The 16,179-nt window shown below is 65.9% G+C and carries 15 protein-coding genes; 9 read left to right on the forward strand and 6 right to left on the reverse strand.

Translation table 11 applies throughout. The annotated features are described in order from the left end of the window. Positions 1-58: 58 nt before the first annotated feature. The 5 genes from AC066Y_RS24090 to AC066Y_RS24110 form a co-directional block, all read right to left on the reverse strand. Positions 59-1,507 (reverse strand): aldehyde dehydrogenase family protein, encoded by a 1,449-nt coding sequence (locus AC066Y_RS24090; protein ID WP_478276040.1) that lies wholly within the window; start codon positions 1,505-1,507, stop codon positions 59-61. Positions 1,508-1,524: 17 nt separating this feature from the next. Beyond that, positions 1,525-2,880, reverse strand: a complete 1,356-nt coding sequence (gene gudD / locus AC066Y_RS24095) for a glucarate dehydratase (protein ID WP_478276041.1) — start codon at positions 2,878-2,880, stop codon at positions 1,525-1,527. 31 nt (positions 2,881-2,911) lie between these two features. Next, positions 2,912-3,853 (reverse strand): 5-dehydro-4-deoxyglucarate dehydratase, encoded by a 942-nt coding sequence (gene kdgD, locus AC066Y_RS24100; protein ID WP_478276042.1) that lies wholly within the window; start codon positions 3,851-3,853, stop codon positions 2,912-2,914. Positions 3,854-3,980: 127 nt separating this feature from the next. Continuing rightward, positions 3,981-4,886 (reverse strand): LysR family transcriptional regulator, encoded by a 906-nt coding sequence (locus AC066Y_RS24105; protein WP_478276043.1) that lies wholly within the window; start codon positions 4,884-4,886, stop codon positions 3,981-3,983. 149 nt (positions 4,887-5,035) lie between these two features. Further along, on the reverse strand, positions 5,036-6,373 hold the full coding sequence (locus tag AC066Y_RS24110; RefSeq protein WP_478276044.1) for an MFS transporter: 1,338 nt from the start codon (positions 6,371-6,373) through the stop codon (positions 5,036-5,038). Between the two features lie 212 nt (positions 6,374-6,585). On the opposite strand from AC066Y_RS24110, the gene AC066Y_RS24115 reads away from it, so the two are divergent. Continuing rightward, positions 6,586-7,617 carry an alpha/beta fold hydrolase gene (locus AC066Y_RS24115; protein WP_478276045.1) on the forward strand — a complete coding sequence of 344 codons (1,032 nt, stop codon included), beginning with the start codon at positions 6,586-6,588 and terminating at the stop codon, positions 7,615-7,617. Between the two features lie 14 nt (positions 7,618-7,631). Beyond that, a complete protein-coding gene (locus AC066Y_RS24120) occupies positions 7,632-8,582 on the forward strand; it encodes a fatty acid desaturase (protein ID WP_478276046.1) in 951 nt (316 codons plus the stop codon). 3 nt (positions 8,583-8,585) lie between these two features. Here AC066Y_RS24120 and AC066Y_RS24125 read toward each other — a convergent pair whose 3' ends face one another. Beyond that, the gene (locus AC066Y_RS24125) at positions 8,586-9,197 is read right to left on the reverse strand and encodes a TetR/AcrR family transcriptional regulator (protein ID WP_478276047.1); all 612 of its coding nucleotides are present in this window, start codon (positions 9,195-9,197) and stop codon (positions 8,586-8,588) included. A 151-nt stretch (positions 9,198-9,348) separates the two neighbouring features. Between AC066Y_RS24125 and AC066Y_RS24130 the strand changes: the two genes are divergently transcribed. The 7 genes from AC066Y_RS24130 (at position 9,349) to AC066Y_RS24160 (ending at position 16,145) form a co-directional block, all read left to right on the forward strand. Further along, entirely contained in the window at positions 9,349-10,374 is a 1,026-nt protein-coding gene (locus AC066Y_RS24130; RefSeq protein WP_478276048.1) for a histone deacetylase family protein, read from the forward strand. Between the two features lie 237 nt (positions 10,375-10,611). Next, a complete protein-coding gene (locus AC066Y_RS24135) occupies positions 10,612-11,541 on the forward strand; it encodes a Gfo/Idh/MocA family protein (protein WP_478276049.1) in 930 nt (309 codons plus the stop codon). A gap of 2 nt (positions 11,542-11,543) precedes the next feature. After that, positions 11,544-12,614 (forward strand): aldose epimerase family protein, encoded by a 1,071-nt coding sequence (locus AC066Y_RS24140; protein WP_478276050.1) that lies wholly within the window; start codon positions 11,544-11,546, stop codon positions 12,612-12,614. Positions 12,615-12,649: 35 nt separating this feature from the next. Beyond that, a complete protein-coding gene (locus AC066Y_RS24145; RefSeq protein ID WP_478276150.1) occupies positions 12,650-13,528 on the forward strand; it encodes an SMP-30/gluconolactonase/LRE family protein in 879 nt (292 codons plus the stop codon). A gap of 58 nt (positions 13,529-13,586) precedes the next feature. Continuing rightward, positions 13,587-14,333: a TetR/AcrR family transcriptional regulator gene (locus tag AC066Y_RS24150; protein WP_478276051.1), complete on the forward strand. Its 747-nt coding sequence runs from the start codon at positions 13,587-13,589 to the stop codon at positions 14,331-14,333. 19 nt (positions 14,334-14,352) lie between these two features. Continuing rightward, entirely contained in the window at positions 14,353-15,222 is an 870-nt protein-coding gene (locus tag AC066Y_RS24155) for an ABC transporter substrate-binding protein (RefSeq protein ID WP_478276052.1), read from the forward strand. Next, positions 15,222-16,145: a DUF1932 domain-containing protein gene (locus AC066Y_RS24160; protein ID WP_478276053.1), complete on the forward strand. Its 924-nt coding sequence runs from the start codon at positions 15,222-15,224 to the stop codon at positions 16,143-16,145. The genes AC066Y_RS24155 and AC066Y_RS24160 overlap by 1 nt, the downstream gene beginning before the upstream one ends. Positions 16,146-16,179 lie beyond the last annotated feature (34 nt).

Genomic DNA, 16,179 nt, shown 5'->3' on the forward strand with positions numbered 1-16,179 from the left:
ATGTTTGATGTGCGGTGCCGATGGTGGATTACGCTGACGCTAATCCACCCTGCGAGTCTCAGCCCGGGAACGTGTAGGCCGTCTTCACCGTGGTGTAGAACTCGCGGGCATAGGCGCCCTGTTCGCGCGCGCCGTAGCTCGAGCCTTTGCGGCCGCCGAACGGCACGTGATAGTCGACGCCGGCGGTCGGCAGATTGACCATCACCATGCCGCTCTCGCTGTTGCGCTTGTAATGCGAGGCGTATTTCAGGCTTGACGTGCAGATGCCCGAGGCGAGGCCGAACTCGGTGTCGTTGGAGATCGCCAGCGCCTCCTCGTAATCCCTGGCGCGGATCACGCAGGCGACCGGGCCGAAGATCTCCTCGCGGGCGATCCGCATCCGGTTGTTCGCCTCGGTGAACAGCGCCGGCTGCAGATAGAAGCCGGGCGTCTCGCGGTTCAACAGCTCGCCGCCCCAGTGCAGGCGGGCGCCTTCGTCCTGGCCGATCTTGATGTAGCGGAGGTCCTGGTCGAGCTGGCTCTGGTCGACTACGGGGCCGACATGCACGCCGCTCTTCAGCGCGTCGTCCACCGAAAGCCCCTTCATCCGCTCGGTCATCGCGGCGACGAAGCGATCGTGAATCCCAGCGGTGACGATCAGGCGCGAAGACGCCGTGCAGCGCTGGCCGGTCGAGAAATAGGCGCCGTTGACCGCGACCTCGACCGCGACCTTGACGTCGGCGTCGTCGAGCACGACCAGCGGGTTCTTGCCGCCCATCTCAAGCTGGAATTTCTTCATCGGATTGGAGAGCACGCAGGCCTGCGCGATCTTGCGGCCGGTCTGCACCGAGCCGGTGAAGGAGATCGCGGCGACGTCGGGATGATCGAGCAGGGTCTGGCCGACCACCGAGCCCGAGCCGACCACGAGGTTGAACACGCCGGCCGGAATGCCGGAGCGCGCGATGATCTCGGACAGCGCATGCGCGGAGCCCGGCACCAGTTCGGCCGGCTTGAACACCACCGTGTTGCCGTAGCAGAGCGCGGGGGCGATCTTCCAGGCCGGGATCGCGATCGGGAAATTCCACGGTGTGATCATGCCAATGACGCCGACCGGCTCGCGGGTGATCTCGACATCGAGACCGGGGCGCACCGACGCGCCTTTCTCGCCCATCAGCCGCAGCGCCTCGCCGGCGAAGAACGCAAAGATCTGCCCGGCGCGCGCCACCTCGCCGATGCCTTCCGGCAGCGTCTTGCCTTCCTCGCGCGCCAGCAGGCGGCCGAGCTCTTCCTTGCGGGCGAGGATTTCGACGGAGATTTTGGTCAGCGCGTCAAAGCGCTCCTGCGGCGTCGCGCGTGCCCAGGCCGGGAAGGCGGCCTTCGCCGCGGCGATCGCCTTTTCGGTCTGTGCCTTGTCGGCCTTGGCGTATTCACCGACCACGTCGGCCGTGTTGGAGGGGTTGATGTCCCGCGTGATGCTTGTTCCGTCGACCCATTCGCCGGCGATGAAGTTCTTCTGGTGAGCGGTCATGTTTCCAACCTTTCTTGTTAACGCACGAGGCAGGGACGCTTGTCGTCGAAGGTCCACCCCTGGATCAGGAACTGCATGGCCAGCGCATCGTCGCGGGCGCCGAGGCCATGCTGCTTGTATAGCGCGTTCGCCGCCTCGATGGCAGCGCGATCGAGCTCGATGCCGAGGCCCGGCCGATCCGGGATCGCGATCTTGCCGCCTTTGATCTGCAGCGGCTCTTTGGTCAACGCCTGGCCGTCCTGCCAGATCCAGTGGGTGTCGATCGCGGTCACCTTGCCGGGAGCCGCGGCGCCGACATGGGTGAACATCGCCAGCGAAATGTCAAAGTGGTTGTTGGAGTGCGAGCCCCAGGTCAGGCCGTTGTCGCGGCAGGTCTGCGCCACCCGCACCGAGCCCTGCATGGTCCAGAAATGCGGATCGGCCAGCGGGATGTCGACCGCCCCGAGCCGCAGCGCGTGGCTGAGCTGGCGCCAGTCGGTCGCGATCATGTTGGTTGCGGTCGGCAGCCCCGTCGCGCGACGGAACTCGGCCATGATCTCGCGACCCGAAAAGCCGGCCTCCGCGCCGCAGGGGTCCTCGGCATAGGCGAGCACGCCATGCATGTTGCTGCACAGCCGGATCGCCTCGTCGAGCGACCAGGCACCGTTCGGGTCGAGCGTGACGCGGGCTTTCGGAAAGCGTTTTGCAATTGCGGTGACGGCCTCGATCTCCTGTTCGCCGGCGAGCACGCCGCCCTTGAGCTTGAAATCGGCGAAGCCGTAATGCGCCTGCGTCGCTTCGGCGAGGCGCACGATCGCCTCCGGCGTCATCGCCACCTGGTGGCGCAGGTTGAACCAGTCGGGCTTGCCGCTCTCGCCTTCGACATAGGGCAGGCTGGTCTTCCTGCGATCGCCGACGAAGAACAGATAGCCGAGCGTCTCGACATCAGCGCGCTGCTGGCCTTCGCCGAGCAGCGCCGCGACCGGGAGATTGAGATGCTGGCCGAGCAGATCGAGCAGCGCGGATTCCACCGCGGTCACTGCATGAATGGTGACGCGGAGGTCAAAGGTCTGCTTGCCGCGTCCGCCAGCGTCGCGGTCGGCGAAGGTCCGGCGCATCGACGCCAGGATGTTGTTGCAAGTGCCGATGGTCTGGCCGACGACGAGGTCGCGGGCGTCCTCGAGCGTCTTGCGGATCTTCTCGCCGCCCGGCACCTCGCCGACGCCGGTGTGGCCGGAGTTGTCGGTGAGGACGACGAGGTTGCGGGTGAAGAACGGCGCATGCGCGCCGCTCAGATTGAGGAGCATCCCGTCGCGGCCGGCGACCGGGATCACCTCCATCGCCGTGACGACGGGGGCGCCGGCAAAGCCGGTGCGGATCGTGTCCTGAATCATCTGCTCCTCCCTTGGTCGTTGGCCGTTCGGCTTATTCCGCCGCCTGCCGGGTCGCGGCCTGCGGCAGCTTCGCCACCAGTGCCGCGAGCTCGGCGATCTCCTGCTCGGTGAGATCGGTGAGCGGCGGCCGCACCGGGCCGGAATCGCGGCCGATCACCTTCATGCCGGCCTTGATGATCGACACCGCATAGCCCTTCTTGCGGTTGCGTATCGCGATCAGCGGCAGGATGAAATCCTTCAGGCCTGCATGGATGGTCTGATGATCGCGCCGGCGCACCGCGGCGTAGAATCTGGTGGCGAATTCCGGCACGAAATTGAACACCGCCGACGAATAGGTGGTCACGCCCATGTCGAGATAGGGCAGCGCAAAGGTCTCTGCCGTCGGCAGGCCGCCGATATAGGTCAGGCGGTCGCCGAGCCTGGTGTAGACGCGGGTCATCAGCTCGATGTCGCCGATGCCGTCCTTGTAGCCGACGAGGTTCGGGCAGCGCTCGCAGAGGCGCGCCAGCGTGTCGGGCTGCAGGATCGCATTGTCGCGATTGTAGACGATGACGCCGATCTTGACCGACGCACACACCGCCTCGACATGGGCGGCGAGGCCGTCCTGCTCGGCATGGGTGAGATAGGGCGGCAGCAGCAACAGGCCGTCGGCGCCGGCCTTCTCGGCGCCAACAGCGATCTCGCGCGCGATTGCGGTGCCGTAGCCGGTGCCGGCCAGCACGGGAACGCGGCCCTTGGTCTCGTCGACCGCGATCTTCACGACATGGGGAACTTCAGACGGCGTCAGCGAGAAGAACTCGCCGGTGCCCCCGGCGGCGAACAGGCCGGCGACGTCATAGCCGCACAGCCAGTCCATGTTGGCGCGATAAGTCGCCTCGTCGAACGAATAATCCGGCTTGAACGGGGTCACGGGGAAAGACAGGAGGCCGCCACCGATTCTTGCGGCCATCTCCTGAGGGGTCAACTTGCTCATGGCGCCACTCCTGGAATGTTGTTGGGATCAGGGATGCGCGAGCAGCGCGCGTCCATGGCGGAATTCTTAGGGAATGCTTCGATGCGCGTCCAAGCCAAACGCGGTATCGAGCGATGCCCAATCGGCATCAATCGCCGCGCAGATGCGGCGCGGCGATTTCGGTCGCGATCTCGATCAAGGACGGCAGCAACTGGTTCTCGTGATCGCGCCGCCACACCATGAACAGTTCGACCGGCACCGGCGTGCGCAGCTTCAGCGGCTTCAGCTTGACGTCCGCGATCTTCAGGCTGGCGGCGGCTTCCGGCACGATCGCGACGCCCAGCCCGGCGCGCACCATGGCGAGGATCGAATGGATCTGGCTGAGATGCTGCACATAGCGCGGCAGCACGTCGGCGCGCGTGAACAGCGACACCAGCAGATCGTGGAAGTATCGCGCCTCATAGGGCGAATACATCACGAAGGGCTGGTCGTCGAAATCCTTGATGCTGACGGTTACGGCCGCGGCCAGCGGATGCTTCTTCGGGATCGCGGCGAGCAGCGGCTCGGCCACGACGCGCCGGCTGGCGAATTCCGGCCGCGCGATCGGCGGCCGCAGCAGGCCGGCATCGATCTGGCCGGTGGTGAGCGCCTCGAACTGATCGCCCGAGACCATCTCCTTCAGGGAAAAATCGACCTCGGGCAGGCGGGAACGGGCGGCTGCGATCAGATCGGGCAGGAAGCCATAGGCGGCCGCGGCCGTGAAGCCGATCTTGAGCGAGCCGGTCTTGCCGAGCGCAATGCGGCGGGCGACTTGCGAAGCGGATTCCGCGAGCTTGAGAATGCGCCGCGCTTCCGGCAGGAAGCTGCGTCCCGCCGGGGTCAGCCGCACCGAGCGGCTGGTGCGTTCCAGCAGCGGCGCGTCGATGATGTGCTCGAGTACCTGGATCTGCCGGCTGAGCGGCGGCTGCGTCATGTTGAGCCGCGCCGCGGCGCGGCCGAAGTGCAATTCCTCGGCCACCGTGACGAAACAGCGGAGCTGGTTCAGGTCGAACATCGATGCTAGCCTGGAATGGATCGGTCGAGGATTTGTACGTTCTAGCATCGATGCCTCCCACTGGCCAAGAAGACAAAAAAGCAGACAAACAAGAAGACAAAGACGGCGGCCGAAGCCGCCGTTGATGTGTTGTTGCGGCGGCGGCCCGCTCAGGCCGCCTTCAGCTGCACCCGCTTGATCTCGCCGACGATGAACAGGTAGGCGATCGCCGCGACCAGCGCGTTGGCGCCGACGAACACCAGCGCGCCATTGAACGAGCCGGTGGCGGCGAGGATGTAGCCGATGATGATCGGCGTGGTGATCGAGGACAGATTGCCGAAGGTGTTGAACAACCCGCCGGAGACGCCGCCGGCTTCCTTCGGCGAGGTGTCGGAGACGACCGCCCAGCCGAGCGCGCCGATGCCCTTGCCGAAGAAGGCGAGCGCCATGAAGCCGACCACCAGCGCCTGGCTGTCGACGTAGTTGCAGGCGATGATCGTCATCGACAGCAGCATGCCGCCGACGATCGGGATCTTGCGCGCCATGGTCAGCGAGCCGGTGCGGCGCAGCAGGTAGTCCGAGATCACGCCGCCGAGCACGCCGCCGATGAAGCCGCACAGCGCCGGCAATGTCGCGACGAAGCCGGCCTGCAGGATCGAGAGCCCGCGCTCCTTCACCAGGTAGACCGGGAACCAGGTCAGGAAGAAATAGGTCAGCGTGTTGATGCAGTATTGGCCGATATAGACGCCGAGCATCATGCGGTTGGCGAGCAGCTGGCGAATATGGTCCCAGCCGGGGCCGCTGTCGTGCGTCTTGCCGGCCTTCGCCGCGTCCATGTCGACCAGCGCGCCGCCCTGCTTGATGTAGTCGAACTCGGCCTCGTTGATCCCAGGATGGTCCTTCGGCTCGTAGATCGTCTTGATCCAGGCGATGCCCATCACGATGCCGAGCCCGCCCATCACGTAGAACACGTGGCGCCAGCCGTATTCGTGCGCGATCCAGCCCATCAGCGGCGCGAAGATCACGGTCGCGAAATACTGTCCGGAGTTGAAGAACGCCGATGCGGTGCCGCGCTCATTGCCGGGGAACCAGGCCGCGACGATGCGGGCATTGGCCGGGAACGATGGCGCTTCGGCGAAGCCGACCAGGAAGCGCAGCCCGAACAGCAGCACCACGGCCGCGCCCGCGGAGAGGAACCCGACCAGGCCCTGCATCGCGGTGAAGATCGACCAGACGATGATGCTGATCGCATAGACCCATTTGGAGCCGTAGCGGTCGAGCAGCCAGCCGCACGGCACCTGCGCGATCACATAGGACCAGCCGAACGCCGAGAACACGTAACCCATCGCGACGGGATCGAGATGCAGTTCCTTGGAGAGGGCAGGGCCGGCGATCGAGAGTGTGGCGCGATCGGCATAGTTCACGGTGGTGACGAGAAACAGCATCGTCACGATCAACAGCCGGACGCGGGATCGCCGCGCGTCCGTGGCGGACACAATTGCGCTCATTCGCGCCTCCTTAAGATTTCCTCGGGGACTGTCCTAGAGAGATGACGGCAATGGGTCCAAGCCGAAACGGGTATTGATCGATACCGATTTTGAATGGATCGGCCCGGTGCGATGCCACCTTCGCCGCTCTTGCTTCGGTTCCAAATTAGTGTACTATAAGTACAGTTATTGAGGGCGCAGCGTCGCGCCCTGCCGATCGAGGTCGAATGCGCATGACCGCGTCACGTGACTACGAGGTGTTCGAGGCAGGTCGGGTGACCTTGCAGGGCGGCGCGGTGTTTCCGCAGCTTGCGCTCGCCTACAAGACCTACGGCACGCTGAACGCGGCCAAGGACAACGTCATCCTCTATCCGACGTCGTTCGCCGCGCAGCACGCCGACATCGAATGGCTGGTGCAGCCGGGCGGGGCGCTCGATCCGGAGCGCTACTTCATCGTCATCGCGAACCTGTTCGGCAACGGTCTGTCGTCCTCCCCCTCGAATTCGGGCGAAGTGCTCGGCGGCGCGCCGTTCCCCGCCTTCACCTATCATGACGCGGTCGCGATCCAGCGGCGGCTGCTGGTCGAGCGGTTTGGCGTCGCGAAGCTTGCGCTGGTCTATGGCTGGTCGATGGGCGGCATGCAGGCCTATCACTGGGCCGCGCGCTATCCCGACATGGTGGAGCGCGCGGCCGTGGTCTGCGGCAGCGCGCGGTGCTCGCCGTATAATCATGTCTTCCTCGAGGGTGTGAAGGCTGCGCTGACCACCGACCCGGCCTACCAGGATGGCCGCTTCGTCACCAAGCCGACCGCGGGCCTTCGCGCGATGGGGCGCGTCTATGCCGGCTGGGCGATGTCGCATGAGTTCTATCGCGAGGAGGTCTGGCGCGAGGCCGGCTTCAGCTCATTGGAAGACTACCTCGCGCGATCCTGGGACGGTGCCTTCGCGCGGCGCGATGCGAATGACCTGCTGGCGCAAATCTCGATCTGGCAGACCGGCGACATCAGCCGCTGCGCTGAATTCGGCGGTGACTTCGATCGCGCATTGGCCGCGATCAGGGCGCATGTCCTGCTGATGCCCGGCCGCACCGACCGCTATTTCGACCCGCGCGACAACGAAGATGAGCTCGGCCGCCTGGTCAATGCCCGCTCCGCGGCGCTGCATCCGATCCCCTCGATCCATGGGCACCGCGCCGGCAATCCGGCCAACAACGCCGAAGACCGCGCCTTCATCAACGCCGAAATCTCGGCGCTCTTGCAACGCTGACAGGTGAGACGACCATGAGCACCGCAGAGACCAGTGACGCCGGACCTCGCCTGAAGCCGCTCAGCCCGCTGACCTTGCGCGACCTGTCGGCCAAGTCGAACCTTGCCGGCGCGGTGCGCGCGGCCAGCCATTACGGGATGATCGTTGTGGTCGGCGCGCTGATCTGGCTGGTCTCGTCGCGCTATGGTCTCGCGTGGGCGTTGCCGCTGATCGCCATCCAGGGCTACTTCGTCGCGTTCCTGTTCATGGTGGTGCACGAGACCGCGCACAAGACGGCGTTCCGCAGTCATGCGCTCAATCTTGTGGTCGGCAACCTGTCCGCCTTCATGATCGGATTGCCTTACCAATATTACTGCCTGTTTCACTGGGACCATCATCGCTACACCCAGGATCCGGAGAAGGACCCGGAGCTGATCGTCGGTCCCAAGCCGGCGTCAGACACCCAGCTCGCGATTGCCTATTCGGGGCTGGTGCAGGTGCTGGTCCGGATCCGGCTGATGTTCCGGCACGCACTCACCGGGAAGGTGACCGTGCCGTGGATTCCGGAACATAAGCGCGCCTCGATCGTGCTGGAAGCCAGGCTTTATCTTGCAGGTTATCTGCTGTTGCTGGCGGCATCGCTCGCGCTGCACAGCGCGATCCTGCTCTGGGTGTGGATCGTGCCGCTGCTGGCCGGTCAGCTCGTCCTGCGCCCGTATCTTTACGCCGAGCATACCGGTTGCGAGCGGACGCGGAGTGCATTCGAGAACACCCGCACCACGATGACAGGCCGGATCATGAAATGGTTCGCCTGGAACATGCCCTACCATGTCGAGCATCATGCCTATCCGACGGTGCCGTTCCATGCGTTGCCGAAGCTGAACGCGATCGTCGATGGCCACATCGTGTATCGCGGCAGTAACTATCGCGCAGTGACGCGCGAGACCTGGGCCTGGTTCCGCCGTCAGCGGCAGCGCTCTGCGTGATGCTCACGCCTCGGCGTGCGGCCGCAGCACCAGATTGACGAGGTTGCGGGCATAGGCCGGCGTCAGCGGCTTGATGCCGAAGACATAGCGGTAGAACAGGCTGCCGTAGATCGCGTCATAGATATCGCCGGGTACGCCCGGCGCGGCGATGCTGCCGTCCTTCTGGCCGGCGGCGATGATTTCCAGCATCCTGGCGCGACGAAGGCCGAGGTAGCGCTCATAGAACAATTCCGCCGTGCCGGTCTGCGAGATGCATTCCGAGATCACCGCGAGCTGCACCCGTCCGAACTCGCCCTGCAACGCCTCGACATAGGTCGCGACGTGGCGGCGGATGCGGGCGACCGGATGGCCCGCTTCCGGCAGCGGTACCGCGCGCGAGGCCTGGTCGAGGAAGGCATCGATCAGCAAGGCCTCGCGCGACGGCCACCATTTGTAGATCGTCATCTTCGAGACGTTGGAATGTCTGGCGATCGCGTCGATGGTGGTGGCGGCAAGGCCGGTGGTCGCCATCAGCGTATAGGCGCTGTGCAAGATCGCGGCCGTGGTCGCGGCAGAGCGTGGCCGGCCGCGCCGCCCCGTTGTCGTATCCTCCGTCTCCACCTTGCTTCCCGCCATGGCCGGGATTCGTCTCCTGCGTGCTTGAATCATTGCGCTGCCTGCGGACATAGCATGAAATCGCGCGCTGTTTCAGATCATCGCCGCCGCTGATACTGTACAATTCGCTAGCAAAGGCTCAGCTCAACTGCTCATCGAACAGGAGTATCTCGTGAAGGCCGTCTACAGTGATCTGCACCGCAGCCATGATCCGCAGTTCTTCCTGGTCCGCGGTGTGGTCCAGCGCACCACAGAGCAGCCCGAGCGCGCCGACCGCCTGCTGGCGGGCCTGAGAGCCGGCAAGCACACGCTGATCGAGCCGACTAAATTCGGGCAAGGGCCGCGGGCGCGGGTGCACAGTCCGGAATATCTGAGCTTTCTCGCCGATGCCTGGGGCGAATGGTCGGCGCTCGGCAACGCCGGACCGGAGATGATCGCGAACATGCATCCGGTGCGCAACGCCGGCACCTACCCCACCCACATCGTCGGCAAGCTCGGCTGGCATACGGTCGACACCGCGGCACCGATCGGCCCCGGCGCCTGGGCCGGCGCCTGCGCCTCGAGCGACGTCGCGGTCACCGCGGCGCAGATGGTGCTCGACGGCGAGGACGCCGTCTACGCGCTGTGTCGTCCGCCCGGTCACCACGCCTATCGCGATCTCGCCGGGGGCTTCTGCTTCCTCAACAACAGCGCGATCGCGGCCGAGCACCTGCGCCAGCAGCACGAGCGCGTCGCGATCCTCGATGTCGACGTGCATCATGGCAACGGCACGCAGGGCATCTTCTACGAGCGGCCGGACGTCTTCACCGTCTCGATCCACGCCGATCCGTCGTTCTTCTACCCGTTCGTCTGGGGTTATGCGCATGAGCGCGGTGCCGGGCCCGGCCTTGGCACCAATCTCAACATTCCCCTCGCCAAGGGCACCGGCGACGACGACTACATCAGGGCGCTCGCGGCGGCGGAGAAGGCGATCCGCTCCTTCGCGCCGACCGCGCTCGTGGTCGCGCTCGGGCTTGACGCCTCCGAGAAGGACCCGCTCGCAGGCCTCGCCGTCACCACCGACGGCTTCCGCCGCATCGGCGAAGGGCTGGCCCGGTTCGGCCTGCCGACCGTGCTCGTTCAGGAGGGCGGCTATCTCTCCGACATCCTCGGTGCCAATCTGACGGCGGTGCTCGGCGGATTCGAAGCCGCCCGCTAGCGCGGCTTCGAATGGCGCGGTGACCGGTTCACGCGAAGAAAACCCGTCAAAACAACAGTCTGGAGCATCGGTTGTGATGGATCAGGACCGATACCCCCGCCGTGCGCCGTACAACAAGGCGTCGTGGAGCTGCACCTTTGCAACCAAAACCGGATCATGCCGTTGGTATCCGGTGCTGGCCTATGACCTTGCCTGGCGGCATCGGCCGTCCGGGCGGGCAGCAACGCGAGGACGGCCATGAGCGATCTGCTTCGCGTCGCCATCGTCGGTTTCGGGGAGATCGCGTGCCGGCAGCACGTGCCTGCAATCGCGAAGACATCAGGCGCGGCACTCGTCGCGGTGGCCGATGCGGCGAAGAGCCCATCCGGCCTGCCGCATTTCCGCGATTTGCAGGAGTTGTTGCGCGACGGGCCGGAGATCGATGCGGTTGCACTGTGCACGCCGCCGCAGGCGCGTCACGCGCAGGCCGCCGCGGCGCTCGCGGCGGGCAAGCACGTGCTGCTGGAGAAGCCGCCTGGGTCTACGTTAGGCGAACTCACGCCGCTGATCGCGGCCGCGGGCGAGGCCGGCCGGACATTGTTTGCGGCATGGCACTCGCGCTACGCACCCGCGGTTGGACCGGCGCGGCAATTGCTCGCCGGCCGCACGATCAACAAGGTGACGATCATCTGGAAGGAAGACGTCCGCGTCTGGCATCCAGGCCAGGCCTGGATCTTCGAGGCCGGTGGCTTCGGCGTGTTCGATCCCGGCATCAACGCACTGTCGATCCTGACCGAGATCCTGCCGCGTCCAGTCTTCATCAAGAGCGCAATGTTGGACGTTCCTTCCAACCGGGAGGCGCCGATTGCAGCAGCAATCGAACTGTCCGATGAGAACGGCCTGCCGATCCACGCCGAATTCGATCTTCGCCAGACCGGGCCGCCGAGCTGGGACATCCTGTGCGAGACCGAGGCTGGGCCTGTGACGCTGTCGAAAGGCGGACGGCAGCTGCGCGACGGCAGCAGGTTGGTGGTCAATGCCACGGATGAGGAATATCCCGCGCTGTACCGCCGCTTCGTCGCGCTGACGGCGGACGGAAAGTCCGAGGTCGACCTCGCGCCCTTGCGGCTGGTCGCCGATAGCTTCATGCTGGGGCGACGGCGCTCTGTCGAGGCGTTCGGGGACTGACAATGACATCAGCCAGCATTGCTCGCGCGCCCTTCGGCAAATCGCACGACGGCACCGTGGTCGAGCGCGTGACGTTGCGCGGCGCGCAGGGCTTCGAGGCCAGCATCCTTCCCTTCGGCGCCACGCTGCAAACGCTGCTGACACCCGATCGCGGCGGGCATTGCGACGACGTCGTGCTGGGCCACGACGAGTTCGACGGCTATCTCGCGCAACGCAAATTCTTCGGCGCGACCATCGGGCGCTACGCCAACCGGATCGCCGCCGCGCGCTTCGTGCTCGATGGCGAGACGGCGAATCTCGCCGCCAACAACGGTCCCAACGCGCTGCATGGCGGGCTGCAGGGCTTTGATCGGAAACTGTGGCGGATCGCCGAACTATCCGATGAACCGGGGCCGGCAGTGGTGCTGGAGCGCGAAAGCCCGCATGGCGAAGAGGGCTATCCGGGCAATCTTCAGACCCGCGTGACCTATCGCGTGCGCGACCCGATGGAACTCGCGGTCACCTTTGAGGCGACTACCGACCGGCCGACATACGTCAACCTCACCAATCACAGCTTCTTCAATCTCGACGGCGCACGCTCGGGCACGCAGATCCTCGATCATCGGCTGACGATCGCCTCAGACCATTTCCTCGCGGTGGACGCCACCGCGATTCCGTTGCCGGGCTCGCCGCAGCCGGTTGATGGCACGCCGTTCGACTTCCGCAAGCCCACTGCGATCGGCGCGCGGATCAGGATGAACGACGAGCAGCTGCGGCTCGGGCGCGGCTACGACCACAATTTCTGTCTGGCCTCGGGGACAGGCCTTCGCCTCGCCGCACGCCTCGAGGCGCCGCACAGCGGCCGCGTGATGGAGCTGTTCACCGATCAGCCGGGGTTGCAGTTCTATTCCGGCAATTTCCTCGATGGCTCGAGCGCCGGCAAGGGTGATCGGCTGTATCGCCAATCCGATGCGCTATGTCTCGAGCCGCACGCCTGGCCGGATACGCCGAACCGGCCCGACTTCCCGTCGGCGCGGCTCGATCCCGGGCAGATCTATCGACGCACCGCAATTTATCGATTCTCGACCATGTGAGTGACGCCATGACCGACCGTGCCGCCGAGCCGCTGATCGAACAGGTGCCGACATCCGTGCTGTCCACCGAGCGCTGTCATCTCGGCGAGGGCCCGACCTATGACGTGGCGACCGACACCGCCTGGTGGTTCGACATCCGCGAGCGTCGCCTGTTCGAGCATCGTTTTGCAAGCGGCCGGACCGTCATTCACGAGCTGCCGAGAATGGCGAGCGCGCTGGCGCGGATCGATGGCGAACGGCAGCTGATCCTCACTGAGGATGGGCTTTACGTCCGGCAGGTCGCCAGCGGTCGCATGGAGCTGTTCGTCGCACTCGAAGCCGACAATCCCGTGACGCGCTCCAATGATGCGCGCGTGCATCCGTCGGGCACCTTCTGGCTCGGCACCATGGGGCGCCAGGCCGAGCACGGCGCAGGTTCGATCTACGCGCTGCATCACGGCCACATCACGCGGCTCTATCCCGGGGTCACGATCCCCAATGCGATCTGTTTTTCGCCCGCTGGCGACGTCGGCTATTTCGCCGATACCGCGACCAACGTGCTGCATCGCGTACCGCTCGATCCATCAACCGGACTGCCGACCGGCGAGCCGATCGATTTGATCAGACATCAAGGCACCGGCGGGCTCGACGGTGCGATCGTCGATGCCGATGGGTTGATCTGGAACGCGCGCTGGGGCGGTAGCTGCGTCGATGTCTACGATCCCAGCGGCCGGCACCTGCGCTCGCTGAAGGTGCCGGCGAGCCAATCGAGCTGCCCGGCCTTTGTCGGCCGCGATTTCGCGCGCGTGCTGGTCACCTCGGCCTGGCAGGACATGGACGAGGCACAGCGCGCGGCCGATCCCGGCCACGGTCAAACCTTTCTGCTCGATGCCGCGGCACGCGGCCGTGCCGAGCCTGACGTCAAACTGTTCTGAACGCGGGCCCGCCGCCGCCTTGTTGACGTGACCTGAATATTTGGACGATAGTACAAATATGGTCCGCAAACCTGCCAAGCCCGGCATGAAGGCCGACGCCAAGGCGGCCAGCACCCGCAAGCCGAACATGCGTGAGGCGATCCTCGCCGCGGCGGAGGAACTGTTCTCGACCTACGGCTTCAACGCGGTCTCGGTCCGTGACATCGCACAGGCAGCCGGCGCCAATCCCGGCAGCGTGACCTATCACTTCAAGACCAAGGACGGTCTGCTGCTGGAGATCTATCGGCGGCATTGCGGCCCGATGAACCGGCGGCGCTCGGAGCTCCTGGCGGCGGCGCGGCGGGTCCGCGACCTGCAGGACCGGCTGGAGGCGATCGTGCGCGCCTATGTGCTGCCGGCCTTCACCTCGGGCAGCGATCTCGCCGGCGGCGGGACGCGATTCACGCGGTTGCGCGCGATCATGTCGGCCGAGGGCAACGAGGTCGTGCGCAAGATCATCGCGCAGACCTTCGACGACACCAGCCACGCCTTCATCGACGCGATCCATGAAAGCCTGCCGCATATTCCGCGCACCGATCTGGTCTGGCGCGGCCACTTCCTGCTCGGCGCGCTCTACTACACGCTGGTGACGCCGGAGCGCGTCTCGCGCCTGTCGCGCGGCAGTGCCGACGGCACCGATGCCGGCCACGCCATCGAGCAGCTGGTGCGCGCGACCGTCGCCGCGATGCAAGCCGCGCCGCTCGATCAACCAGCGCCTGTGCTGCGCAAGGCCGCAAGCGTGAATCCAGGGCGCGCGCTGACCTGACCCCGCGGAGTTCGTCGCCATGGAGAAACTTCGGCTGCGCACGGTGCTTGGCAATCACCCGCACGTCCAGGCGGTGAAGAGCGGCGAGCTGCGCTCGGAACTGTTCGATCTCGACTTCACCGAGTTCACGCCGACCAACGCGGCGTTCAAGCCGATGGTGCGCGAGCAGGCGTTCGATGTCTGTGAGATGGCGACCGTGACCTATCTGATGGCAAGGGCGCACGGCAAACCACTGGTGCTGTTGCCGGCTGCGATGGTCGGCCGCTTCCAGCATGGCCACGCGCTATACCGCGCCGACCGCGGCACGCTGATGCCCGCCGATCTCGAAGGCAGGCGGGTCGGCATCCGCTCGTTCACCACCACGACGGGCGCATGGATGCGCGGCATCCTCGCCAACGATCATGGCGTCAACCTCGACCGCATCGACTGGGTCACGTTCGAGGACCCGCATGTCGCCGAATATGTCGACAGCACTGAACGGGCGCCGAAGGGCAGGGCCATCATCCAGATGCTGAAGGACGGCGAGCTGGACGCCGTGCTGGGCGAGACCTCGAGCGATCCGGCGCTCAGGCCGTTGTTCGCCGATCCCGCCGCAGAGGCGGCGCGGTGGTATGCGCGGCATGGCGTCGTGCCGGTCAATCATCTGGTGGTGGTGACGACGCAGCTTGCGACATCGCGCCCGGACGTGGTGCGCAGCCTCTACGAACTCCTCAAGCGCGCCAAGGCGAACGCCGGTCCGCCTGATGTGCCGGACCTGCTGCCGTTCGGCGTCGAAGCGAACCGCAAGCCGCTCGAACTGATGATCGACTATTGCGCCCAGCAGGCGCTGATCCCCCGGCGGATCACCGTCGACGAGCTGTTTGACGACACGACACGGGACTTGAACTGATGACAATCTCCAGCGATCCGCGGCAGTGGCAGGTCGGCATGCTCGGTTATGGCGAGGTCGGACGCATCCTCGCCGAGGACCTGCGCCAGCAGGACGTCAAGGTCGCTGCCTACGATATCAAGCTCAACCGCGCGGAGGGCGTGCCGCTGCGCGCCCACGCGGCGGAGACCGGCGTTGCGCTTGCGCAGTCCCATACCGATCTCGCGACGCGGGCCGATTTCATCATCTCTGCGGTGACGGCGAGCCAGGCGGTGCCGGTGGCCGAGGCCTGCGCGCTCGCGATCCGGAACGGCGCCTGGTTTCTCGATTTCAATTCGGCGTCGCCCGGCGCCAAGCGGCGCGCGGCGGCCCACGTCGATGGCGCCGGCGGCCGCTATGTCGAGGGCGCGGTGATGACCTCGCTGCCGCCCTACCGGATCAAGGTGCCGCTGCTGCTCGGCGGCCGCGGTGCGCGGGAACTGGCGCCGCTATTGGTGGCGCTTGGCTTCGCCGCGAAGGTCGCGAGCGACGAGCTTGGCGTGTCCTCGGCGGTCAAGATGTGCCGCAGCATCATGATCAAGGGCCTTGAGGCCATGGTGATCGAGAGCTTTACCACCGCACGTGCCTATGGCGTCGAGGATGCGGTGCTCGCCTCGCTCAAGGAGACCTTTCCAGGCATCGATTGGGAGAAGCAGGGCGCCTATTTCTTCCAGCGGGTGATCCAGCATGGCCGGCGGCGTGCCGAGGAGGTGCGCGAGGTGGCCGAGACCGTGCGCGAGGCCGGGCTGACGCCATGGTCCGCGTCGGGGACCGCCGAGCGGCAGGGCTGGATCGCCGATCTTGCCGATGACGGCGTGTTCGGGCCCAAGGGAACGCCGGACTTCGCCCGCAGCGCCGATTGGCGCACCGAGGCCGACCGGATTCTCGCGCGCATCAAATCCTGAGCGCTGCGCGCGAAGAATCCGCCGCGTTCCCTGC

It is taken from the genome of Bradyrhizobium sp. USDA3010 (assembly GCF_056429065.1).